Consider the following 21,245-nt stretch of genomic DNA (forward strand, 5'->3'; position numbering starts at 1 on the left):
AACGAGCGGCACGGAGATTGGACCGATGATCTTACTGGCAACGGTGACCTGCACCGACCGAGGGTGGACTGCCAACGGTCATGGAGACGGCCGGGTCGGCGGTCACAGACGGCGCCGACCCGGCCGAGGTCCGGCCGGTCGGCCGTCACGGGTTGTTGAACACCCGATAGGCGTCCTCCGCGCTCACCTTGCCCTTCCCGACCAGCAACGCGGCCAGCCTGACGGCGAGTTGCTCCACCGCGTACGGGCTCTGCTCCAGGAGCTGCCAGTCTCCCGTCACCGCGTAGCCGTCGTGCGCCTCGTCCCAGCCCAGGTCCAGAATGACGTCCCCGATGCTCCCGGACCCCGGGATCCGGTCGATGAAGGCACCGTCGCACACCGCCATCATGCGGTAGCCGTCCCCGGGGTAGGCGCAGGCGACGTCGGCCTTCCGGGCCGCGCTGATCAGGGACTCCACCTGCTGGTCGCCCACCGCCGCCCGCGCCAGGCGCACGGCGAGGTCGAACAGCGAGGCGGAGGCCGGCGCCGAGCCGATGATCGCCCACCCTGAGGTCTGCGGCTCGTCCGTGTGGTAGGCCGCGATGAGCCGCTCAGCCGAGATCTGCTCGTGTACGGCCGCGAAGGGCACGGTCGCGCCGTCGAGTGTGCAGCTTCCGCCGGGCGGAGCGCCCAGGCACGCGGCGGTGTACGGCCCGGAGCCGGCGGGGTCGGAGGTGGTCGCGTTCTGGCCGATGCCGCCGAAGACGGCCTGGAAGTCGTCCGCCAGGGCCGGATCCTGTACCCAGAGGTGGTACGCGAGCAGCGTGAACAGCGACAACGGCCTGGCCAGGTCCGGCGGAACGACGCCGACCGTCACGGTGTCGGACCACGCGCCGGCGTGCGGGGTCCGGACCCGGACCCTGACCTGGTAGGGATCGTCGTGGGTCGGGGCGAAGAAGTCCTTCGACGGGTACTGGTCGCTGTCGTCGCTCAGCTCGACGTCCCCGTTCCTGAGCAGTTGGACCTCGTACGTCCGGGCGTCCTCCACCGGATCCCAGGAGAGGCGGACCACGCCGGGAATGACGGTGGACTTCACCGTGGGCGGCGGCACTGGCTGGGCCGGCACCGGCACGGCCGCTGAGGGCTCGGCCGCGATGCCGTCGACCAGGGTGGCCACGGTCACCGTCCAGGGGGTGTGCGGGGCGAGCCCGTCCGTGCCGGCCACCGTGCTGCTGGCCGGGCCCTGGGTGTCGGTGACGGCCCGGTGGCCCGCCTGGTCGGTGACGGTGACGCGGTAGCCGGAGGCGCCGGCGGCCTGCCAGGCGACCTCCAGCCGTCCGTCGGCGTTCCAGGTCGGCGTCACGCCGGCCACCGGGTCGGCGGCGGCGATGCGCAGCGGCGGGCTGGACAGCCCCGAGGACAGGTCGATCACCACCGTGACCTCGAACCGCAGCACGACGCCGGCGGTCGGCGGCCGCACGGCGAAACTCGTCGTGGTGGCCGCCGGATGCTGTCCCTGGGGGTGGAGCGTGTCGCTGGTGGTGTTCCCGCTGGGCTCCTCCGTCATGTCGACCTGGTACCCGGCGTCCGCCAGGGGAGAGGCGGCCCAGGTGACGGTGGCCCGCCCGTCGGCGTACCGGGCCTCGGTGATCGTCACGGCTCCGGGGTACCTGGTGGTGGCCTCCACCCACGCGCTGGTGTCGCCGTCCCGCGTGCACCGGACGCGCAGCGTGCACTCCTGGCCGTCGGGGAGCGGCTGGGGGAGTGTGAAGGCGTACGCCTGGTCGTCGACGGTGAGCGGTCCGGCCAGGTGGCCGTCACCGGCGCTGAGGGTCAGCTCGTAGGAGCTCTTGCCGCCCTGGGGGTCTTCGGCGCCTTGCCAGGAGGCGTCGAGCCGCGTCCCGGAGAATTCCAGCTTCGGGGAGCCGGGGGCCGGGAGGGCCCGGAAGGTCCGTGTGATGGGTTGGCACCACGGCCCGGTGTCGCGGCCCACCCGGGCGCGCGCCCGGACGCCGTACTCGGTGCCGTCGACCAGGTGGCCGCCGCCGGACGGGACGAGCGTGACGGGCGGCGCCGCGACGGCGTCGGCGGTGGCGACCGGCTGGTCCGGGGTGGCCGTAGCGAAGAGGCGGATGTCATAGCTGACGGCACCCGCGGACGCGTCGGCGGCGAGCGGCTTCCAGCCGACGACGATCCGACCGGCGTCGACGGTCCAGGGCGGCACGGTAGGCGGCTGGATCGTCGGTACGGTGAAGTCCTGCCCGGCCCAGGCGCTGTCGCCGCCCTCCGTGTGGACGCGGACCTGGACCCGATACCGCGTGCCGGGAGTGAAGGTCCCGCTCCGGGGGCCGAGAGCCGCCTGCCGGACCGATCCCTCGGTGTCGCAGGAGGCGACGACGGTGGAGTCCTTGAGCACCTGGGCCTGGTAGTGGGTGGCGCCCTCGCCGCCGTTCCACCGCACGTGGACGCGGTCGTCCTCGTACCAGACCTCCTGGATGACGGGTGTCGGCTTGTCGATGATGTCGCGCGTGCCCGGCTTTCCCGGGTCCGCGGGGATCGTTCCGGCCCGCTCGACCCGGACGGTGGCGGTGTACCGGCCCTGGACGGGGGTGGTCACCGGCTGGACCGCGGTGTACGGCGCCGCCGTGACGGTCTGCTCCCGGCCGAGCTGTTTGCCGGCGGGGTCGGTGAAGCGCACGTGGTAGCTGTCCGCTGCCGCGCCGGTCCACTGTGCCCGGAGCTGCGCCTTGGTGTCCTCCCACGTCAGGTCCGGTGCGGGGGAGACCGGTTTGTCGATGGTCAGCTGCGCCCACTCGCTGGTCTTGCCGTCGCGCCGGGAGCGGACCCGGTAGGTGTACGTGCCGGGGGCGAGCGTGGCGGAATCGACGGCCACACTCTTGGTGATGACGTTGTCCACTTTGTCCGAGGCGAGCTTCTGGCCCGAGGGGCTGACGACCTCGAACTCGTAGCCGGTCGCGTAGGGGGCGGTGTCCCAGCAGGCGGTGAGCTGCCCCTTGTCGTAGCTGAGCGAGGTCATCGTGGGCCGTCCGGGAGTGGGGTCGGAACCGCCGTGGCTGCCGTCGTTGTTGCCCTGTTTCTTCTTGTGGTCGCTCGAGTTCAGGATCGATTTGGCGATCGCCGCTGCGGCCGCCGCCGCGGCGCCGGCACCGCCGATGCCGCCGTCCGCGCCGGACGCCGCGTCCGCCCCGGCGTTGCCCGCGGCGGGTGCGTCACTGTTCGCCAGGCCCCGGCAGACCAGACCCGCCAGGTAGGCGGCGGCCTTCTTCCCGAAGACGAAGGCCGCGATCAGGGCGATCTTGCCGGTGTCCTGGAGCAGTTTCTTCACGTAGTCCCGGGCGCCGTCCGCCAGGCCCTTGCCCAGCACGGCGGGCAGGTCCGACCAGGTGGTGTCGGCCGGCACGTCGACGGTCAGTGAGGGCAGGTCCTGCGAGAAGAAGGGCTTCTCGGCGTCCTTGAGGCTCAGGGAGAAGGTGGGCGACATCGCGAAGCGCAGCTTCCCGGCGTCGGACAGCGACACCTTGGGCCGGAGCGCGAGGTTCTCGGTGTACGCGTTCTGGACGGCGATGTCGGCGAGTTTGCCGCAGCCCGAGCCGCTGCCGGACGAGTTTGCGATCTGCTGGATCTGCTTCAGCAGGTCGATGACCTTCCCCGCCCACTCGAACTCCGGCCAGTCGATGGCGAGTTCGGCCTTCCTGGGGGAGGGGTGGGTGGTGTAGGTGAAGCCGCAGCCCAGGGTGCCGAAGGGGGGCAGTTCCTTGCGGGCCGTCAGGGTGCCGGTGAAGCGCCGCCCGCCGTCCGGTTGCGGGGCGGCCGAGACCTCGACGGTGGTGAAGGCGGCCTGGAGGAAGTTGACGCCGGTGCTGAGGACGAACTTCTTCGCCCCGCCGTCCTTCGCTCCGCCGTCCTTCGCTCCGCCGTCCCTGGTGAGGCTCAGCTCCGGGCCGCCGGTGTAGCGGCCGTTCTCCACGGTGGTGCCGGCGAGTTCCACGACGGCGAGGTCGATGGGCTTCTCCAGCGCGAGGGTGCCCGTGATCCCGGTGGTCCGGCCGTTCTCGCGGCGGAAGGAGAGCAGCCCGCGGACGTCGACCTGGACGTCGAGGGTGAGCCGGATCCGGGCGTCGAGGTGGAACTGGTCGAGGTACGGGCTGGTGGCGCCGCCGAACTTCTCCAGGGTCTTGCCCGGGTCCTTCTTCGCGTCGTAGTAGTAGACCGTCGAGCCCTTGCGGACCGTCAGCTCGACGAAGTCCGAGGGCCAGGTGCTCGCGTCGCCGGTGACGCACTGGGCGAGGAAGGACCCGATGGACACGTCGGCGTCCAGCGTCGCGAGCAGCAGCGCCGGGTGCCCGTCGGCCAGGGCCAGCGCGGCGGTGGCCGCCAGCCGCTGGTCCGGTTTCCCGCTCCCCGGCGCCGGTCCGATCCTCGCCGAGCCCTGCACCGTGAACTGCGAGTGTCTCGGCTGCGCCGGCTGCCCGTCCTTGGCCGGGACGGCCCAGGTGCAGTCCACCGACAGCGCCAGCCCGGACACGACGAGGCCGGGCAGGCCGAACGGCTGGTCCAGCTCCTGGGTGGACGGTGTCGCCTTCGAGGTGAGTTTCTGCGTGTCGGCGTACAGCGTCAGGTCGAAGGCGTACTCGGTGTCGAAGAGCTTCAGCCGGGCCGGGCCGACCAGGGTGAAGGCGCGGTGCTGGTTGGGCTGGAAGGTCAGCCGGACACCGGAGGCGCCCGTGGCCTGGCCGAGGGTCAGGGTGTCCAGGACGGTGATGCACGGCAGGTCCGCGGTGAACGTCGTCCGCGTCGGCGCCTTCCGGTCGACCACGGCGGTGACGGTGACGGCGGGCGCCTTTCCGTCACTGGTGAGGTCCACCAGGTAGGTGAGGACGGGGGAGGAGCCGAGGGCGGTCCGGGCGGCCAGGTACACGCCCTTGGTGAGTGGCAGGGCGGTGTCGGGGAGGTCCTTCAGCGGGGGAGCGGCCTTCGAATCGAGCTTCTGCAGCAGGGTGTCGGTGGTGTCGGCGAGGCCCTTCAGGTCCCCGCTTCCCAGGTCGCAGACCACCAGCCGGACGTCGTCGCACCGGAGCACGTCGTCGAGCCCGGACAGGGCCGGGCTCAGCGCGCTGAGGCGGAAGCCCTGACCGAGGCGGGCCGCCGCGGCGTAGACCCAGGTGCTGTCCTGCGCCGACCGCCGGGCGCAGTACAGCAGGGCGTCGGCGGCCAGGGCCGGGCCGAACGACGCCCGTCCGAAGAGGAGGAACAGCGGGCGGCTCGGATCGAGGTACAGCGAGGCTGCCGCGCTGAGCTCCAGCTTCTTCATCCCGCTCGGGACGACCTGCGCCCAGGTGCTGTCCTGGGTGGGCTTCGTCACCGCGTCCGCGGTCGTGTCCAGGGCCAGTGGCTGCTGCGGGCCGTACTGCGCGGTGCCGGTGAACTCCCAGGTGCCGCCGGCCTCCTTCGGCCTGTGCGCCGTCATCAGGACGGCCAGGCCGCCCAGGGTGAGACTCCCTCGGACCGTGCCGGTGATCCCGTCGGCCTTCACCGGGTACGGCATGCTCAGCTCGGCCCACACGTCGTCCAGGGACAGCGATCCGGGCACGATCGTCCACAGTTCGGCGGTGCCGACGGTGAGGCCGATCCGGTCGACGGCGCCGTGGTCGCCGCCGAAGCCGACGGACACGTCCGCCACGTCGATCCCCTTGGACAGCGGCAGTTCGGCGGGCAGCGCGGACTTGGCCTCGTCCGGGGAGAGCCAGGAGTCGAGCTTGTCGAAGCCGGGGACGTGGACGGGCAGGGCCTGCGCGGCGTGCAGCAGCCAGTGGTGCTGTTCGTCCCGCTCCACGCGGACGTCGACCGACTGGCCCGCCAGGGTGAGCACTCCGGACAGCTCGCCGGTGGCGGTGCCGGCGCCGTCGTCACGGCGCAGGTCGACGGACCCGGTGAGGTCCTGGACGGTGACCGCCTTGTCGACGACGGTCCATTCCTTCTGCTGGGCGAACCGCAGGCCGAGCCGTCGTACGGTCGGCGGTGACGGTGTGACCGCCACGAGGAGGTCGAAGACCTCCAGACCGCCGACCGAGCCGACACCGGGTGGCAGGGAGGCCTGGGAGCCGGTGAGAAGACCGAAGACGTCCTGGGCCGACGGGAGCGTGACCTGCGTGCCCGGTTGCAGCCGGAGCGTCCAGAGTGCGTCCTTGCCGACGGGGACCGCCATCGTCACGGCCAGTTTCGGCTGCTGCGTCGCGCCGAGGCCGAGCGCGCCGGACAGCAGGCCCATGGCCCGCCAGGTGCCCGCGGTCTTCTCCAGCCGTACGTCGGCGGTCCAGTCCGACAGGGTCAGCACCTTGTTGATCAGGGACCACGGCGTGGTCTGGGCGAGGGTGAAGGAGACCGCGCACAGGGTCCAGTCGGCCGGGTCCACGTCGAGGCCCGCGCGCGACAGCGCGAGCGGCTGCTTCGTGTCGTGCAGGGAGCCCGGCAGCAGAGCCGTGACCGAGGCCGTTGCCAGGCCGGTGAGCCCGGCCAGCGTGTCCAGCGACGGCAGTTGCCGGGCCGGGTCCGTCGGCTCGATGTGCCAGCAGCCCCAGGCGCCGGCCGAGGCGCGCATGGCGAGATCGGCCGATCCCAGGCGCACGGTGCCGAGCACCGACACCGTCCAGCTCGTGACGACGGTGGTGCCCACGGTCGTGCGGGTGGCAGCGGCTTCCAGGGCGACGCCGGAGAAGGCGATGCCGTCGGTCGCCTGCCAGGCCACGTCGGACCCGCACCCGATGCGCACACCGGTCACCGTGGGGCCCTTGCCGTCCGGGGCGAACGTGAGGGTGCAGGCGTTGATCCGGGACCCGGTCAGGGCGAGGAGTTTCGCGGGGACGCGGGGTTCGATCTGCTCGCCGCAGCCGGTCACCGCGAGCGCCTCCTTGACGGAGGCGGGCCAGCTCGCCGCGGTGAGCGTCAGGGTCCGGGTGCTCGGGGTGCCCTGCGGCGGGGCGAGGCTCGCGCTGCGCCGGCCGCCCTCGAAGTCCACGGTTCCCACGACCGCCGCCTCCGCCTCGCAGCTGCCGGCCGTAGCCGACGGCCGGCAGGTCAGGGTGAGGCGGCCGTCCTGGAGGGACAGATCGGCCTGCCCGGGGCGGCGAACCTGGAAGGCCGCGAAGGACCTGTCGGCCGGCCAGGTGAACGACGGGACCTGGCCCGCGGCGACCGACAGCGGGCCGCCGACCCGGACTTCCGTGCTGCCGGCCGGAGGAGACTTCCGTGCCACGGGCACCAGGTCGGGGCCGACGGTGACGGCCCCCTGGAAGTGCAGGCCGGCCTTGAGTGCGAAGAACACGCCGTCGGACGCCGGCTGTTCGTGGTCGGTGAGGACGAAGAGCGGGTCGTACAGCGGCAGGGTCTCGTACAGGGTGCCGCGCAGGGCGGGATAGGTGTGGCTCAGGTTCCAGTGCTCGCCGGGGACGGTCCGCCAGCCCACCCGCAGCTTGCCGCCGGAGACGGTGAACGTCACCGTGGTGACGCCGCTCTCACTCGCCAGGACGGCGGAGCGGCCCTTGAGGACGAGCGTGCCCGCCTTGGTGTCGAGCACCGGGTCGGTCTCCGAGCCGACCACCGGGCCGTCTCCCAGGTACTGGCCGAGGAACCGCAGCACGACGTCCGGGCTGCCCGGCACCCCGGCCGGCAGGGTGGTGCTGTTCAGTGGGTACTGCCGGTCGGTGGTGGTGCCGCCCTCCTGCACCAGGCGGTCCCGCAGGGCCGTCAGGATCTCGGCGTCCGTCGCCCCGGGCGCCGGTTGGTCCTGGTCGCTCATGGCGGAAGTCCTCTCGGTTGTGCGTGCTGATCGGTCAGGGGAGGGAGGCGGGCCGGGGCTTGGTTTCGGTCCTATGCCTTGGCCTGGTAGAGATCGTTGAGGAATCTGCACGCGAGGCGCGCCTTGATGAAATCCCTGCGAATGTATTTCGGGGTTCTGCCGGTCACCGGCAGTGAACCTCGTGCTACTTGTTGTTGGGCGTCGTAGGCCTTGTCCGCCACGGCTTTCTCGAACTCTTCCAGCATCTTCAGATCCTGTGTGCCGGTGACGTGCTCCTTGAGAATTCCCCAGATGACCTCCGGTTTGGGCGAAGCAGTCACCTTGTAGTGGGCGGCGGCACTCGTTGGCAGCGTCCAGTCCGGATCGTCGTAAACGAGGCGTGCTTGTTCCCCGTCCTTGAACCTGACAGGGTTCTCGTTCGCTGCGATATTGTGATATTCCCACATCGATTGACTGCCGTGTTTTGGGTCGAGGAGATATCCCTGGCAGACCTGCCGAATGTGCCCGATCTCATGGACGAGCACCTGCTTCCTGGTGAACCCCCCGGTCGGTTCCTCCGAGATGAGAATCAGGTCGTGTTCGGGAAAGTAGGCCCCGCCCCGACTCTGCTCGAGCTGGGAACTCGCGCGGGTGTCGTTCGAACAGGGAGGCTGCGGGATCACGGTGCAGACGCTTTTGCCGCCGAAGTCCCCGTCGACCTGGTAAAGATACTTGCCGCCGTAATCCCTGAAGAGCTTGTCCGCCGGGTAGTCCGCGGGTGCCAGGACCACCCTGACTTCCCGATCGATCGCGAAGAATTTCCTCGTCCCCTCGATCAGGGCGACATCCTCATCCGGAAAGCGGTCGTCATCCTGCTGTCCCGAATCGTTCGTCATGGACTCTCCCTCGATCCGCCATCTCGACGTACACGCACGATCAGCACTATGACCGCCGCCGCCCCGTAGAGTGCCGTGCCGCGCCTGCGGGTGCGGCCATCCGGATGAATCACGAGTATTCGGCGGATCGGATGGTCCGCCGTGGGCAGGTCTTTCCCGGGGCGGCCGAACTCCCCGGCCGTGTGGAGTCGAAGCGGTACACGGCGATCACCATCTGATCGGCCGCATCGCGCGGGGAGCAGCTCGTCGAGTGGCGGCTCCTGATCACGACGGCGAACACCGGGGGCACGAGTGGAGCCGTCCTGCGCGCACGCCCCGCCACGTACGCCGACCTGCCCCGCCTGGAACACCTGCCCGGCCAGGGGAAGCTCCGCCCCGTTCTGGGAGCGTCGTTCGGACCGGGCGACCTCCGGATGCGGGCAAAGCCCCGGCAGGGGTGACGGAGGAGCGGTTCCCGGTCGGCGCGCCGCCATTCGGTGAAGGCAACAGCCCTCAACAGTAACGCTTTTAACAAGTCGTTACGGTCGCCGCCCTTCCTCGGCGACGGCAGACCCGCAAGGCTTCGCTCTGTTTCCGCCGGAACGCGCGACCGCGCCGCCGGCGCCGTACGGGGAGGACCCACCATCGTGCCCACGAGGCAACACCGGCGGCTGCTGCTGCCCGCCGTCACCCTGACCGTGCTCGGGCTGACCACCACCCAGGCCCTCGCCGCACCGTCCGTCGAGCCCGGGCCGCGTCCGCACCAGGCCCAGCACCAGGCCGAGATCGGGCAGAAGCACGCGAAGAAGGTCCGGGCCCAGGCGGCTGCCGCCGGCCCGTCGTTCAGCGCCAGGTCCGAGGCTCCCGGGGAGGACGGGGGCGACGAGGCGGAGAACTCCGCCGAGGGCACCGCGCAGTACACCGAGGCCCGCACCGCCCCCGGTGTGGTCGCGCCGGGCGCCTACGGTGCGGCCTGGGCGCAGTTGCAGTCGATGCCGCACACCGGCGGCAACTGGGACCACGTCACCGACAAGCCGTACGACTCCGACGACCCGCGCTACCGGGACGTCAACTCCAACTCCAGCGGCGGATCCGGGTACGTGACCGGCCGGATCACCGGGATCGCGGCCGACGCCGACGGCTACGTGTACGCGGGCGGCGCCAACGGCGGCGTGTTCCGCTCCCGCACCGGCGGCGGCCAGTGGCAGTCCATCTCGGACAAGCTCCCGTCCCTCTCGACGGGCACCCTGAACCTGGACGGTGGCGGCCGGCTCTGGTACGCCACCGGCGAGTCCAACACCGGCGCGACCTCGTACGTCGGCACCGGCGTGTACGTGCTCGCGGACCCGAAGCGCGGCGAGTTCCAGCCCGGCATGCGGGTCGGCGGCGCCGAGCTGGAGTCCACCATCATCCACGCGCTGCGCTTCGGCGGCGGCAAGGTGTGGGCGGCCACCAGCCGGGGCGTGTGGAGCCACTCCACGACGGACCTCTCGGGCCCGTGGGTGCTGGAGTTCGCCCCCAACCCCGAGTACCTGCCCGGCGGTTCGAAGGCCGGCGACCCGGCCGCGCCGTACAAGAACATCGCCAACGACATCGCGATCGACCCCAGGGACCCGGGCAAGGTCGTGCTGGCGGTCGGCTGGCGCGGCGGTGACACCTACAACGGCTTCTACAGCAAGGCCGCGGACGGAAGCTGGCAGCGCGTCGGCTCGCTCGGCGACCTGCCGACCGACGCCGCGAACGTCGGCAACGTGACCTTCGCCGCCTCCGCGGACGGCTCCCGCTACTACGCCATCGACCAGTCGCCCGAGGTCGCGGCGACCGACCCCGACACCGGTCTCAAGGGCATCTACGTCTCCAAGTCCGGCTCCCCGTTCGGGCCGTGGACCCAGATCGCGGACAAGGAGAAGCTCAGGAACTCCGGCTCCGCGCTGCAGGACGAGGGCTACCAGCCCGGCATCCAGGCCTGGTACAACCAGTCCCTGCAGGTCGACCCGGCCGACCCGGACCACGTCTACGCGGGCCTGGAGGAGGTCCTGGAGACCAAGAACGGCGGCTCCACCTGGACCGTCCCGGGCCCGTACTGGAACTTCGGCTTCCCGTGCTGGAGCATCGACCCGGCCAAGCAGAGCGGTGACTGCTCGCAGACCACCCACTCCGACCAGCACGCCGTCGCCTTCGGCGCGTACAAGGGCAAGTCCAGCGTGTACGTCGGCAACGACGGCGGCATCTACAGCCGCCCGGTCAACGGCGCGGCCGACGCGTCCGGCCACGCCACGGACTGGAAGTCCCTGGCCGACGGCACCATGGACACCCTGCAGTACTACTCGGTCGGCGTCGGGAAGGACCCGGCGGACCGCTCCGGGCGGGGCGTGATCGTCAGCGGCGGCATGCAGGACAACGGTGAGTCGATCCTGCGCGCCCACGACAAGGTGATGGGCTCCAACTTCGGCGGCGACGGCGCCGACACCATCGTCGACCCGAACAACGGCTGCAACATCGCCGAGGAGTACGTCTACCTCGACATCTGGGTCACCCAGAACTGCGCCGTCAACGACGGCAGTTGGAAGACCGACCCGGCCAAGGCCACCTCGTACGAGGTCGCCCCGCCGGACAAGGAAACCGGCGAGGCCCGCTTCATCGCGCCGATCACCGCCGACCCGAAGAACGTCGACACCTGGATCGCCGGCGGCCGGCACGTCTGGGTGCAGCACAAGGGCTACGCGATCCGCAGCGGCAGCGAGTGGACCAGCGCCTACGACCTGGGCGCCGGCCACGTCGCCACCGCGGTGGCGACCGTGAACGGCACCGTGTACGCGGGCTGGTGCGGCCCGTGCAACAACGTCGGCTTCAGCCGCGGCATCGCGGTGGGCAAGACCGACGGCACCGGCTGGCACCAGCTCGACCTGCCAGTCGACGGCACCCTGCCCAACCGCTACATCTCCTCCTTCGCGGTGGACGAGAACGACGCCCAGCACGTCTTCGTCGCCTTCAACGGGTTCTCGCGCACCTGGACCGAGGGCCCCGGCGCCGGTGTCGGCCACCTCTTCGAGACCCATGACGGCGGCGCCAACTGGACCGACGTCTCGGCCAACCTGCCCGACGTCCCCGCCACCTCGGTCAGGATCCTGCCCAACGGCGGCCTCGCCCTCGGCAGCGACCTCGCCGCCTTCTACCGCGCACCGGGCACCACCGACTGGCGGGTCCTCGGCCGCAACCTGCCCACCACCGCGGTGCAGCAGCTGAAGACCGGCCCCGACGGCAAGCTCTACGCCGCCACCTTCGGCCGCGGCATCTGGTCCTTCGACCTGCGCCGCCTCGGCCACGGCCGCTACGACGAGACGGACGGCTGACCGACCGCACCCTCCCCGTCCGCCGCTGCCCGGTCCGCTCCCCACGAGCGGGCCGGGCAGCGGCGTTCGCGCACGGCGGAGGCGGGGGAGCGGGGGTCGCTCAGGATGTGGGTCGGGCCGCCGTGCCGTCCACGAGGTCCGCGTCCTCGGCACCGGCGGCGTCGCTGAGCCCGAGGCGCAGGTGCTCGGTGTGGTAGACGGCCTGGTCGAGGAGTTCGGCGACGTGGTTGTCGTACAGGGCGTACACCACCGAGCGGCCCTGCCGGGTGCCGACGACCAGGCCGAGGTTGCGCAGCAGTCGCAGCTGGTGGGAGCAGGCGGACTGCTCCATGCCGACGGCGTGGGCGAGTTCGGTGGCCGCGCAGGGCCCTTCGCGCAGGCGGGCGAGGATCAGCAGCCGGGACGGGGTGGCCAGGGCTTGCAGGGTGGTCGCCACCCGCACGGCGTTGTCCGCGTCCAGGCGGGTGCGCGGGACGGCGTTGTTCGCGGGAGCGGCTCCATGACCCATGCGCCAATACTACAGACGATACATGAAGAGGTGTTCATGTATTCCTGTATCGTGGATCGGGTCGTCACTCCTGCCCGTGGCCTGTGCGAAGGGTCCTGCCTGCCATGTCCTCCACCCTGATCGAGCGCTCCGCCCCCGAGGCGGCCGCCGCGTCCGTCGGCGCCGCCCCCCGTCGGCGGACGCGGATCCTCTCGCTGCCCGAGGCCCGGTGGGCCCTCGCCGCGACGGTGCTGTTCCTGACCGCGCTGCCGTTGCAACTGACCGGCGCCCCGGCCTGGGCCTGGGGCCCGCTGTACGCGCTCGCCTACGCCACCGGCGGCTGGGAGCCGGCCTGGGCCGGGCTGCAGGCGCTGTGCGAGAAGACGCTCGACGTCGACCTGCTGATGATCGTCGCCGCGCTCGGCGCCGCCGCCGTCGGCCAGGTGATGGACGGCGCCCTGCTGATCGTCATCTTCGCCACCTCCGGCGCGCTGGAGGCCGTCGCCACCGCCCGCACCGCCGACTCGGTGCGCGGCCTGCTCGACCTCGCCCCGGCGACGGCGACCCGGTTGGCGGACGGGGGCACCGAGGAGATCGTCCCGACCGGGCGGCTGGCCGTGGGCGACACCGTGCTGGTGCGGCCCGGTGAACGGATCGGCGCCGACGGGCGGGTCCTGGACGGCGCGAGCGAGGTCGACCAGGCCACCATCACCGGCGAGCCGCTGCCGGTCGCCAAGGGGACGGGCGACGAGGTGTTCGCCGGCACCCTGAACGGCACCGGCGCGCTGCGGATCAAGGTCGAGCGGGACGCCGCCGACTCGGTGATCGCCCGGATCGTGAAGATGGTCGAGGAGGCCTCCGAGACCAAGGCACCCACCCAGCTGTTCATCGAGAAGGTCGAGCAGCGCTACTCGATCGGCATGGTGATCGCGACCCTGGCCGTCTTCGCGGTCCCGCTGGCCTTCGGCGCCGCGTTCACCGGCTCGCTGCTGCGGGCGATGACCTTCATGATCGTCGCCTCCCCGTGCGCCGTGGTGCTCGCCACCATGCCGCCGCTGCTGTCCGCGATCGCCAACGCCGGCCGGCACGGCGTGCTCGTCAAGTCCGCCGTCGTCATGGAGCGGCTCGGCGAGGTCGACGCCGTCGCCCTGGACAAGACCGGCACCCTCACCGAGGGCACGCCCCGTGTCACCGACATCCGCCCCCTGGCCGACGCCGGACTGACGGAGGAGCAGCTGCTGGCACTGGCGGCGGCCGCCGAGCACCCCAGCGAGCACCCGCTCGCCCGCGCCGTCGTCGACGCCGCCCGCACCCGCGGCCTGGCCCTGGCGCCGGCCGAGGACTTCGCCTCCGCCCCCGGCATCGGCGTCACCGCCACCGTCGCCGGCCGCGCCGTCGCGGTCGGCGCCCCGGCCCGGCTCGGCGACAGCGCCGACGACGCCGTCTCCGCCCTCGTCGCCGAACTGGAAGACGGCGGCCGCACCGCGGTCCTGGTCGAGGCCGGCGGCGTCCCGGTCGGTGTGCTCGGCCTCGCCGACCGGCTGCGCCCGGACGCCGCCGCCACCGTCACCGCGCTCACCACCCTGACGGGTACGGCGCCGATGCTGGTCACCGGCGACAACCCGCGCGCCGCCGCCCGCCTGGCCACCGAGGTCGGCATCACCGACGTGCGCGCCGGGCTGCTGCCCCAGGACAAGGTCGCCGCCGTCCGGGAGCGGGAGACGGCCGGACGGAAGGTGATGGTCATCGGCGACGGCGTCAACGACGCCCCCGCGCTGGCCGCCGCCCACACCGGCATCGCCATGGGCCGGGCCGGCTCCGACCTCGCCCTGGAGACCGCCGACGCGGTCATCGTGCGCGACGAACTCGCCACCGTCCCCGCCGTCGTCGCCCTCTCCCGCCGCGCCCGCGCCCTCGTGGTGCAGAACCTGGCGGTCGCCTCGGTGTTCATCACCGGCCTGGTGGTCTGGGACCTGGTCGCCACCCTCCCGCTGCCGCTCGGCGTCCTCGGCCACGAGGGCTCCACCGTCATCGTCGGCCTCAACGGCCTGCGCCTGCTGCGCGAGGCAGCCTGGACCCGCGCCCGCGCCGAAGGCCGCCGGTGAGCCCGCGCGGCCTTCGGGCCGGCGCACCGACCCGCGAACGTCACGGCGTCAGCCGCCACCCAGCGTGACCGGCATTTGGCCGATGCCGCCGGGCGGCGGAGGCGGCGGATGTCTAGCGTGGCGACCCGGGGGCCACACGGAGCACTTCCGCGGGTCGGGACGACCGGTCCCGTCCGCCTTCCAGAAGGCAGTACACATGAAGCTTCGGGCATGCTCGAGCGCGCTGGTGACCGGCGCGCTCACCCTCGCGCTGACCGCCGCCGCGTCCCCGTCCGGGGACGCCGGCCGGCCGTTCCTTGACCGGCTCAACACCGTGTCCACCGTCGCGTCCACCGTCCCCGAGAACGGCGACGTCAACCCGTACGGCGTGTTCACGATCCAGGAGAGCACCGGCAACCTGCACCGGGGCAACGTCCTGGTCAGCAACTTCAACAACGCGGCGAACCCGCCCGCGGGGGAGCAGGGCCGGGGCACGACGCTGGTCCAGATCACCCCGGACGGGACCAGGACCACGTTCGCCACCATCGACCCGAACAACCTGCCGGGCCCCTGCCCCGGCGGGGTCGGGCTCACCACGGCGCTGACGGTCCTGCCCGGCGGCTGGGTCGTGGTCGGCAGCCTCCCCACCGCCGACGGCACGTCCGACACCGCCCAGGCCGGCTGTCTGCTGGTGCTCGACAAGCACGGCACGGTCCGCGAGACCATCGCCGGGGACGGCATCAACGGGCCGTGGGACATGACCGCCGTCAGCTTCGGAGAGCGGAGCGAGCTGTTCGTGACCAACGTCCTCAACGGGACGGTCGCCGCCGGCGGCGCCCAGGTCGACCAGGGGACCGTCCTGCGGATCACCCTGTGTACCGAGGAGGGCGGCCTGCCGCAGCGGGTGGCCACCACCGAGGTCGGGTCGGGCTTCCCCGAACGGACGGACCCGGCGGCCCTGGTGGTCGGCCCGACCGGCGTCGGCCTCGGCCACGACGGCACGCTGTTCGTCGCCGACACGGTGCTCAGCCGGATCACCGCGATCCCGCACGCGCTGGACCGGCAGGACAGCGCCGGGATCGGGCGGGTCATCACCTCGGGCGGCGCCCTCAACGGCCCGCTGGGGATGGCCCTCACGCCCCGCGGCGACGTCCTGACGGTCAACGGCGGGGACGGCAACATCGTCGAGACCACCCCGGCCGGCCGGCAGGTGGCGGTCAAGCAGATCAACAACGAGGGCAGCCCGCCCGGCGCGGGCGCGCTCTTCGGCCTCGCACTGGACCTCGACCGCGACGCCGTCTACTTCGTCAACAACGCCGACAACGTCCTCGACGTCCTGCACTGAGCGGGAGCTCCCCGGGGGAGCCGGCGCTTCGCCCCCCGTCCCGAAGTCCGTTTCCCACCAAGGGAGTAGGGTCCGTCCCCGTTCGCGGGGGCGGACCCTTGGCATGGCCGGCCGCCGCGCGGCGTCCGCCGGGTAGGGTACGTACCGATCATGGCAAGTTCCTTGTTCGACAACCTTCTTGACGCTTGGGGGCGCGGTGACAGACCTCTCGGACTCCATCGAATCGGTCCGGCAACTCGCAGCGGGCTGGCGGACCATGGTGCTCGACCGCGACGCCGGCGCCGACGTGCGGGACCTCCCCGGCATAGCCGTGCGCTGGGCCGACTGCCGGTTCGCGTTCTGGAACTGCGTCACGCTGACCGACGTGGGCGCGGGCGCGGACCTCGTCGGGGAACGGCTGCGGCAGGCCGCGGACATCATGCGCGCCAAGGAACACCCGGGCTTCCTCTGGCTGTTCGAGGACCTGCTCACCGACGAGGCCCGGGCGGCGCTGGCGACGGCGGCCGACGAGGCGGGCCTCCAGTACGCCTTCCCGGGGACGGGCATGGCCGGGGACCTCCTGCCCATCCCGGAGCCCGCCCACCCCGAGCTGACCTTCGTCCGGGTGGCGACCGACGAGCACCTGCGGGCCTACGCGGACATCAACTCCCGCGGCTACGGTTTCCCCCTGGAGGACGGCCGTGACGGCCTGCTCGGATCCGTCCTGTGGAAGAAGGACGTCCACGCCTACCTGGCCCTGCGCGACGGCGTCCCGGTCGCCTGCGCCGCCACCGTGGAGACGGACGGCCGCCTCTTCGTCGTCCTGGTCGCCACCGACCCGCAGTGGCAGCGCCGGGGCTACGGCGAGGCGGTCACGCGCAAGGCCCTCCACGAGGGCGCCCGCGCCACCGGGCTGACCCGCGCCACCCTCCACGCGACCGTCGCCGGGGCGCCCGTCTACCCGCGCATCGGGTTCGAGCCGAACTCTCCGATCCGCTTCTACGGCCTGAAGGCCTGACGACCCGAGGGCCTGACGACCCGAGGGCCCGGGCCTCGATCGGTTGTGCGGAACCGGGCCCCGGGCGCGCGCGTCCGTCCTTCGCGACGGCGGCCGATGATCACGGCTGTCGGCCGCCCTGGAAGGAGCACCGTGACGGACGGTAGGTCGAAGAGCGCGTCGCCCGCCGGCAGAGGCCGTTGGCGTCGCGCCGCGCTGATCGGGTGCGGGGTGCTGCTGCTGGGCCCGGCCGTGCTCGCCGTGGTGCGGCTGTGCGGGTGGGACGACGGCACGGTGTGGGCCCTGCCGATGGCCGGGCTGCCGTACGCGGCGCTGCTCAGCGCGCTGCTGCTGGCGGTGGTGACGCTGCTGCGCGGGCGGTGGACGGCCGGGGCCGCGGCCGTGCTGGTGGCCCTGCAGCTGTGGTGGCTGATACCCCGGCTCGTCCCGGACGGGGCCGACGCGCCCGCCGACGCGCCCCGGCTGCGGGTGGCGACCAGCAACAACTTCATGGGGCAGGTCTCCCCGAAGTCCCTGGTCGACCTGGTGCGCGAGCAGCGGATCGACGTGCTCGCGGTCGAGGAGCAGAGCGACTCCGCCGCCGACGCGCTGGACGCGGCCGGCATTCGCGCCCTGCTGCCGCACCGCGAGCGTCCGGCCGGCACCGACACCGCGCTCTACACAAGGCTGCCCGTCAGCTCCGGCGCCGACCCGGCCTGGCCGACCACCAACCTGACCGTCGACGTCGGCGGCCGCCCGGTGCAGCTGGTCGCCGTGCACACCTACTATCCGCTCGGCGACGCCCGCCGCTGGGCCGAGGGACTGCACGACCTGCGGGCCGCCGCGCCGGGGCGCACCCACAACGCGGTCCTGCTGGGCGACTTCAACGCCACCCTCGACCACAGGCCGATGCGCGACCTGATCGGCACCGGCCTCGCCGACACCCACGAGGAGCTCGGCGCGGGCCTCTTCCCGACCTGGCCCCAGGACCACCCGGACTACCGCGTCCCGGCCGTGATCCAGATCGACCACGTCCTGCACGGGTCCGCGCTGACCGCCGTCGACGTCTCCGAGCACGCCCTGCCGCGCAGCGACCACCGCGCCGTGGTCGCCGAACTCGCCGTCCTGCGCTGATCGCCCGGAGGCGGCCCGTGCGCCGATGACGGGCACGGCCGGCCGGCCGTGCCCGTCGTGCCTGTCGTGCCCGTCGCCGGCGTCACCCCGAGCGCCTGGACGACGGCCAGCACCATCAGCAGGACCCAGCAGCGGCACCCACGCCTCATCCGCTCAGGCGACGGAGTGGGTCAGCGTTCCGGAGCAGGACCCGTTGACGGCGCCGGCGGGCAGGTCGACGGAGATCGTCGGGTCCCAGCTCGCGGTGTTGTCCCCGACGCCGGCACTCCCGGTGACCACCACCTGCGCGGCCCCTGCGCGCAAGCCGGGGCCGACCGCGCTCCGCCACCGGAATGACCGCATGTCAGCCGGATCCACGCCCGGCCCACCTCGCCGTCACCCGCATGCCGTCACCCGCATGCCGTCACCCGCATGCCGTCACCCGCATGCCGCCGCTTCCACGCCGCCGCTTCCACGCCGCCGCTCCCACGTCACCGCTCCCACGCCGCCCGTTCCAGGGCCTCCCGCGTCCCGTCACGGCGTTCCAGGAGGTGACAAAAGCGCAGGTCACAGTGGGTTTCACCGTTCCAGCGTCCCGAACCGCCGGGCACGGCTGGCGGGCGGGACGGATCCCGGGACAGTCTGTGGTCCGGCGGCGATCGGCACCGAGCCCGAGGGGCGGGTGGCCGACGCCGTCCGCCCGCCGCCGAACGCGGCCACGGCACCGAACGCCCCGTCACGCACCACCGACCCAGAAGGAATCCCCGCCATGCGCACCTCGAACCGACGTCTGACCGCCACCCTCCTGGCCGCCGTCGGACTGCTGGCCGCCGGGGCCACCCCGGCCGCCGCCGTCCACGGTGGATCGGACACCACGACCAAGGCCCACCCGTTCGTCGTGGCCCTGGAGACCGCCACGGGCGAGCAGTGGTGCACCGGCGCGCTGATCGCGCCGACCAAGGTGCTCACCGCGGGCCACTGCGTCGCCGAGGCGCAGGACCCGGGCTCACTGCGGGTGATCGCCGGGCGGACCGACCTGACCGGCTCCGGCGGCCAGGTCCGCCGGGTGAAGGGCTACCGGGTGGACCCGCGCTACACCGCCGCCCTGGACCACGACTCCGCCGTCCTCACCCTGGACCGTCCGCTGCCGCAGACGCCGGCCCGGGTGGCCCGGGAGGGGGACGCGGCGCTGTACCGGTACGGCCGCACGGCCACGCTGCTGGGCTTCGGGCGCACCGGCTCGGACGGGCCCGGCACCCACCTCAAGCAGGCGCAGCTGACGCTGGCCCCGCCGGCCTCCTGCGACCCGTACACCTCGCCCGGCGACTCGCCGCTGCTCAAGGTCTGCGGTCTGCCGCGGGCCGGTACGACCGACAGCGTCTGCAAGGGGGACTCGGGCGGGCCGCTGGTCGTCGGCGGCGTGGTGATCGGCGTGGTCTCCACCGGCAACAAGTACTGCGACACCCAGCTCCCGCTCTCGGTGTTCACCCGGGCCACCGACGTTCCCGCGCAGCTGCTGTCCTAGCGCCTGTCCAGCCGGTGCCGCATCAGGCGACGGCCTCCTGGGCCCGGTTCGGTCAGGCGCCGCCCGGCCGGTCGCCGGGCGGCGCGGTCGGCTCGTCGTCGGCGCCGGTGCCCAGGCGGCCCGGGTCGCCGCAGGGGGGTCGAGGCGGACTACTCGGTCGTGGCACCGGGCTGGGCCGCGGCCCACGCGGCCCGCAGCTCCGAGAGGCGCGACCTGAGTTCCGGGTCGTCGGCGTTCGGAGCGACCAGGCCCGGCAGGACGACCGCCCGCCCCTTGTGCAGGCGTACCTCGAGGAGGCAGTGATCGATGCCGCGGTTGACCTCCGGCGAGAACCCGAACGACCGCACCTGCGGCCAGGTGACCACCCGTGTCCGCAACAGGGTCCGGGTGGTGAGGCCCGCGGTGTGCACGGTGGTACTGCCGCAGAAGGGGCCCACGAAGGAGGCGGCGATGACGTAGGCGACGATCACGCAGGCTGCGAAGAGGGCGGTCACCGCGGGATTCGGGCCCTTGGCCGCCGCGGTGAGGACGAAGGCGAGGGCGCAGGCCAGAGTGGTCGGGAAGAGGACCAGGGTCCTGCGGCCCGTCCGCCGGAACCGGATCGGCGCCTTGAAGTAGTGCTGCCCGTTGCGCCGATCGCCCATGGTGCCCCCGCTCGCTCTGCCGACGAAGGTCATTGTCGTGGAGGCGGTGGGCGGAGGCCAGCCTGTGGCGGGGCGGTGTCGGTGGGGAGGCCGACGAGGGTGCCTCGTACCCGAGGCCGGGAGAGTGGCTTGTGCTCTGTCGGTGGTCAGGGGTGGTGGGTGGGGGAGAGGAAGGTGGTGAGGAGGGGGTTGAGGGCCCGGGCGGCGGCCATGGGGAGGTTGTGGTGGGAGGTGTCGGGGAGGACGGCGACTTCCGCGTGGGGGAGGGTCCGGGCGGTCCGGGCGGCGTGCTGGGGGTCGTGGGCGCGGCTGTGGGCGGCGAGGACGGTGAGGACGGGGGCGGTGAGGGTGCGGAGGCGCTCGGCCGAGGGGCGGGGGCCGGTGACGACGCGGGAGGCGGGGAAGTCGGCGTAGCCGAGGGCGTACAGCTCGCGCCAGGCGGGGTCGAGGGCGGGGGTGCCGCCGGTTTCCCAGTCGAGGTAGGAGCGGGCGCGGGCCGGGGTGCGGCCCGGGAGGAACAGGGGGAGGGCGCGCAGCAGGTAGCCGGGGCGGTAGCCCGTGAGGCACAGGCTGGGGTCGAGCAGGGCGAGCCGGCCGACGCGGGCGGGGGCGTGCAGGGCGTACTCCAGGGCGATCCAGCCGCCGTAGGAGTGGCCGCAGAAGTCGGCCCGGGGGACGCCGAGTTCGTCGAGGACGGCGTCCAGCCAGCCGAGCAGCCCGGGGACGCCGTCGAGGGCGGCGCCGTCGTGGACGCTGCGGCCGGGGTCGCCGATGAGGTCGACGGCGAGGACGCGGTGTCCGGCCTCGGCCCAGGCGCCGGCGTTGGCGAACCACATGGTGGAGGTGGCACCGCCGCCGTGGAGCAGGACGAGCGGGCGGCCGTCGGCGGGTCCGCAGGCGTTGATCCGGGTGGTGCCGTGGGCGGTGCGGACGGTGAGCGCCTCGACCGGGACGGGCCAGCGGGCGAGCAGGGCGTCGTAGGCGGCGAGGAAGGGGGTGAGGGAGGGGGTGGTGCGGGCGGACATCCGGGCCTCCGCTGGTGTGGTGTGATGGCGGCCGAGTGGGCTGG

Annotated in this window: 12 protein-coding genes; 6 read left to right on the forward strand and 6 right to left on the reverse strand. The window is 72.8% G+C overall.

The window, feature by feature from the left end:
- Positions 1-145 precede the first annotated feature (145 nt).
- Both ACGF0D_RS12665 and ACGF0D_RS12670 read right to left on the reverse strand, forming a co-directional pair.
- Entirely contained in the window at positions 146-7,795 is a 7,650-nt protein-coding gene (locus ACGF0D_RS12665; protein ID WP_392915361.1) for a hypothetical protein, read from the reverse strand.
- A gap of 71 nt (positions 7,796-7,866) precedes the next feature.
- Positions 7,867-8,670 carry a hypothetical protein gene (locus ACGF0D_RS12670; RefSeq protein WP_392915363.1) on the reverse strand — a complete coding sequence of 268 codons (804 nt, stop codon included), beginning with the start codon at positions 8,668-8,670 and terminating at the stop codon, positions 7,867-7,869.
- Between the two features lie 626 nt (positions 8,671-9,296).
- Here ACGF0D_RS12670 and ACGF0D_RS12675 point away from each other — a divergent pair.
- A complete protein-coding gene (locus ACGF0D_RS12675; RefSeq protein WP_392915364.1) occupies positions 9,297-12,002 on the forward strand; it encodes a glycosyl hydrolase in 2,706 nt (901 codons plus the stop codon).
- Between the two features lie 100 nt (positions 12,003-12,102).
- On the opposite strand, the gene ACGF0D_RS12680 is transcribed toward ACGF0D_RS12675, so the two are convergent.
- Positions 12,103-12,510: an ArsR/SmtB family transcription factor gene (locus ACGF0D_RS12680; protein WP_392915367.1), complete on the reverse strand. Its 408-nt coding sequence runs from the start codon at positions 12,508-12,510 to the stop codon at positions 12,103-12,105.
- Between the two features lie 104 nt (positions 12,511-12,614).
- On the opposite strand from ACGF0D_RS12680, the gene ACGF0D_RS12685 reads away from it, so the two are divergent.
- From ACGF0D_RS12685 to ACGF0D_RS12700, 4 genes are all read left to right on the forward strand, one after another.
- Complete coding sequence (locus tag ACGF0D_RS12685; protein WP_392915370.1) at positions 12,615-14,594, forward strand: heavy metal translocating P-type ATPase; 1,980 nt, start codon at positions 12,615-12,617, stop codon at positions 14,592-14,594.
- Between the two features lie 196 nt (positions 14,595-14,790).
- Positions 14,791-15,918 (forward strand): hypothetical protein, encoded by a 1,128-nt coding sequence (locus tag ACGF0D_RS12690; RefSeq protein ID WP_392876394.1) that lies wholly within the window; start codon positions 14,791-14,793, stop codon positions 15,916-15,918.
- Positions 15,919-16,114: 196 nt separating this feature from the next.
- Positions 16,115-16,915, forward strand: a complete 801-nt coding sequence (locus ACGF0D_RS12695; RefSeq protein WP_392915372.1) for a GNAT family N-acetyltransferase — start codon at positions 16,115-16,117, stop codon at positions 16,913-16,915.
- Between the two features lie 132 nt (positions 16,916-17,047).
- The gene (locus ACGF0D_RS12700; RefSeq protein WP_392915375.1) at positions 17,048-18,028 is read left to right on the forward strand and encodes an endonuclease/exonuclease/phosphatase family protein; all 981 of its coding nucleotides are present in this window, start codon (positions 17,048-17,050) and stop codon (positions 18,026-18,028) included.
- Between the two features lie 153 nt (positions 18,029-18,181).
- On the opposite strand, the gene ACGF0D_RS12705 is transcribed toward ACGF0D_RS12700, so the two are convergent.
- Entirely contained in the window at positions 18,182-18,370 is a 189-nt protein-coding gene (locus tag ACGF0D_RS12705; RefSeq protein WP_392915378.1) for a hypothetical protein, read from the reverse strand.
- A gap of 406 nt (positions 18,371-18,776) precedes the next feature.
- Between ACGF0D_RS12705 and ACGF0D_RS12710 the strand changes: the two genes are divergently transcribed.
- Positions 18,777-19,532, forward strand: a complete 756-nt coding sequence (locus tag ACGF0D_RS12710; protein ID WP_392876383.1) for a S1 family peptidase — start codon at positions 18,777-18,779, stop codon at positions 19,530-19,532.
- A gap of 149 nt (positions 19,533-19,681) precedes the next feature.
- On the opposite strand, the gene ACGF0D_RS12715 is transcribed toward ACGF0D_RS12710, so the two are convergent.
- Both ACGF0D_RS12715 and ACGF0D_RS12720 read right to left on the reverse strand, forming a co-directional pair.
- Positions 19,682-20,176 carry a PH domain-containing protein gene (locus ACGF0D_RS12715; protein WP_392876380.1) on the reverse strand — a complete coding sequence of 165 codons (495 nt, stop codon included), beginning with the start codon at positions 20,174-20,176 and terminating at the stop codon, positions 19,682-19,684.
- Positions 20,177-20,322: 146 nt separating this feature from the next.
- Positions 20,323-21,201 carry an alpha/beta fold hydrolase gene (locus tag ACGF0D_RS12720; RefSeq protein ID WP_392915381.1) on the reverse strand — a complete coding sequence of 293 codons (879 nt, stop codon included), beginning with the start codon at positions 21,199-21,201 and terminating at the stop codon, positions 20,323-20,325.
- Between the last annotated feature and the right edge of the window lie 44 nt (positions 21,202-21,245).

This window comes from Kitasatospora sp. NPDC048298 (assembly GCF_043201465.1).
Lineage (GTDB): Bacteria > Actinomycetota > Actinomycetes > Streptomycetales > Streptomycetaceae > Kitasatospora.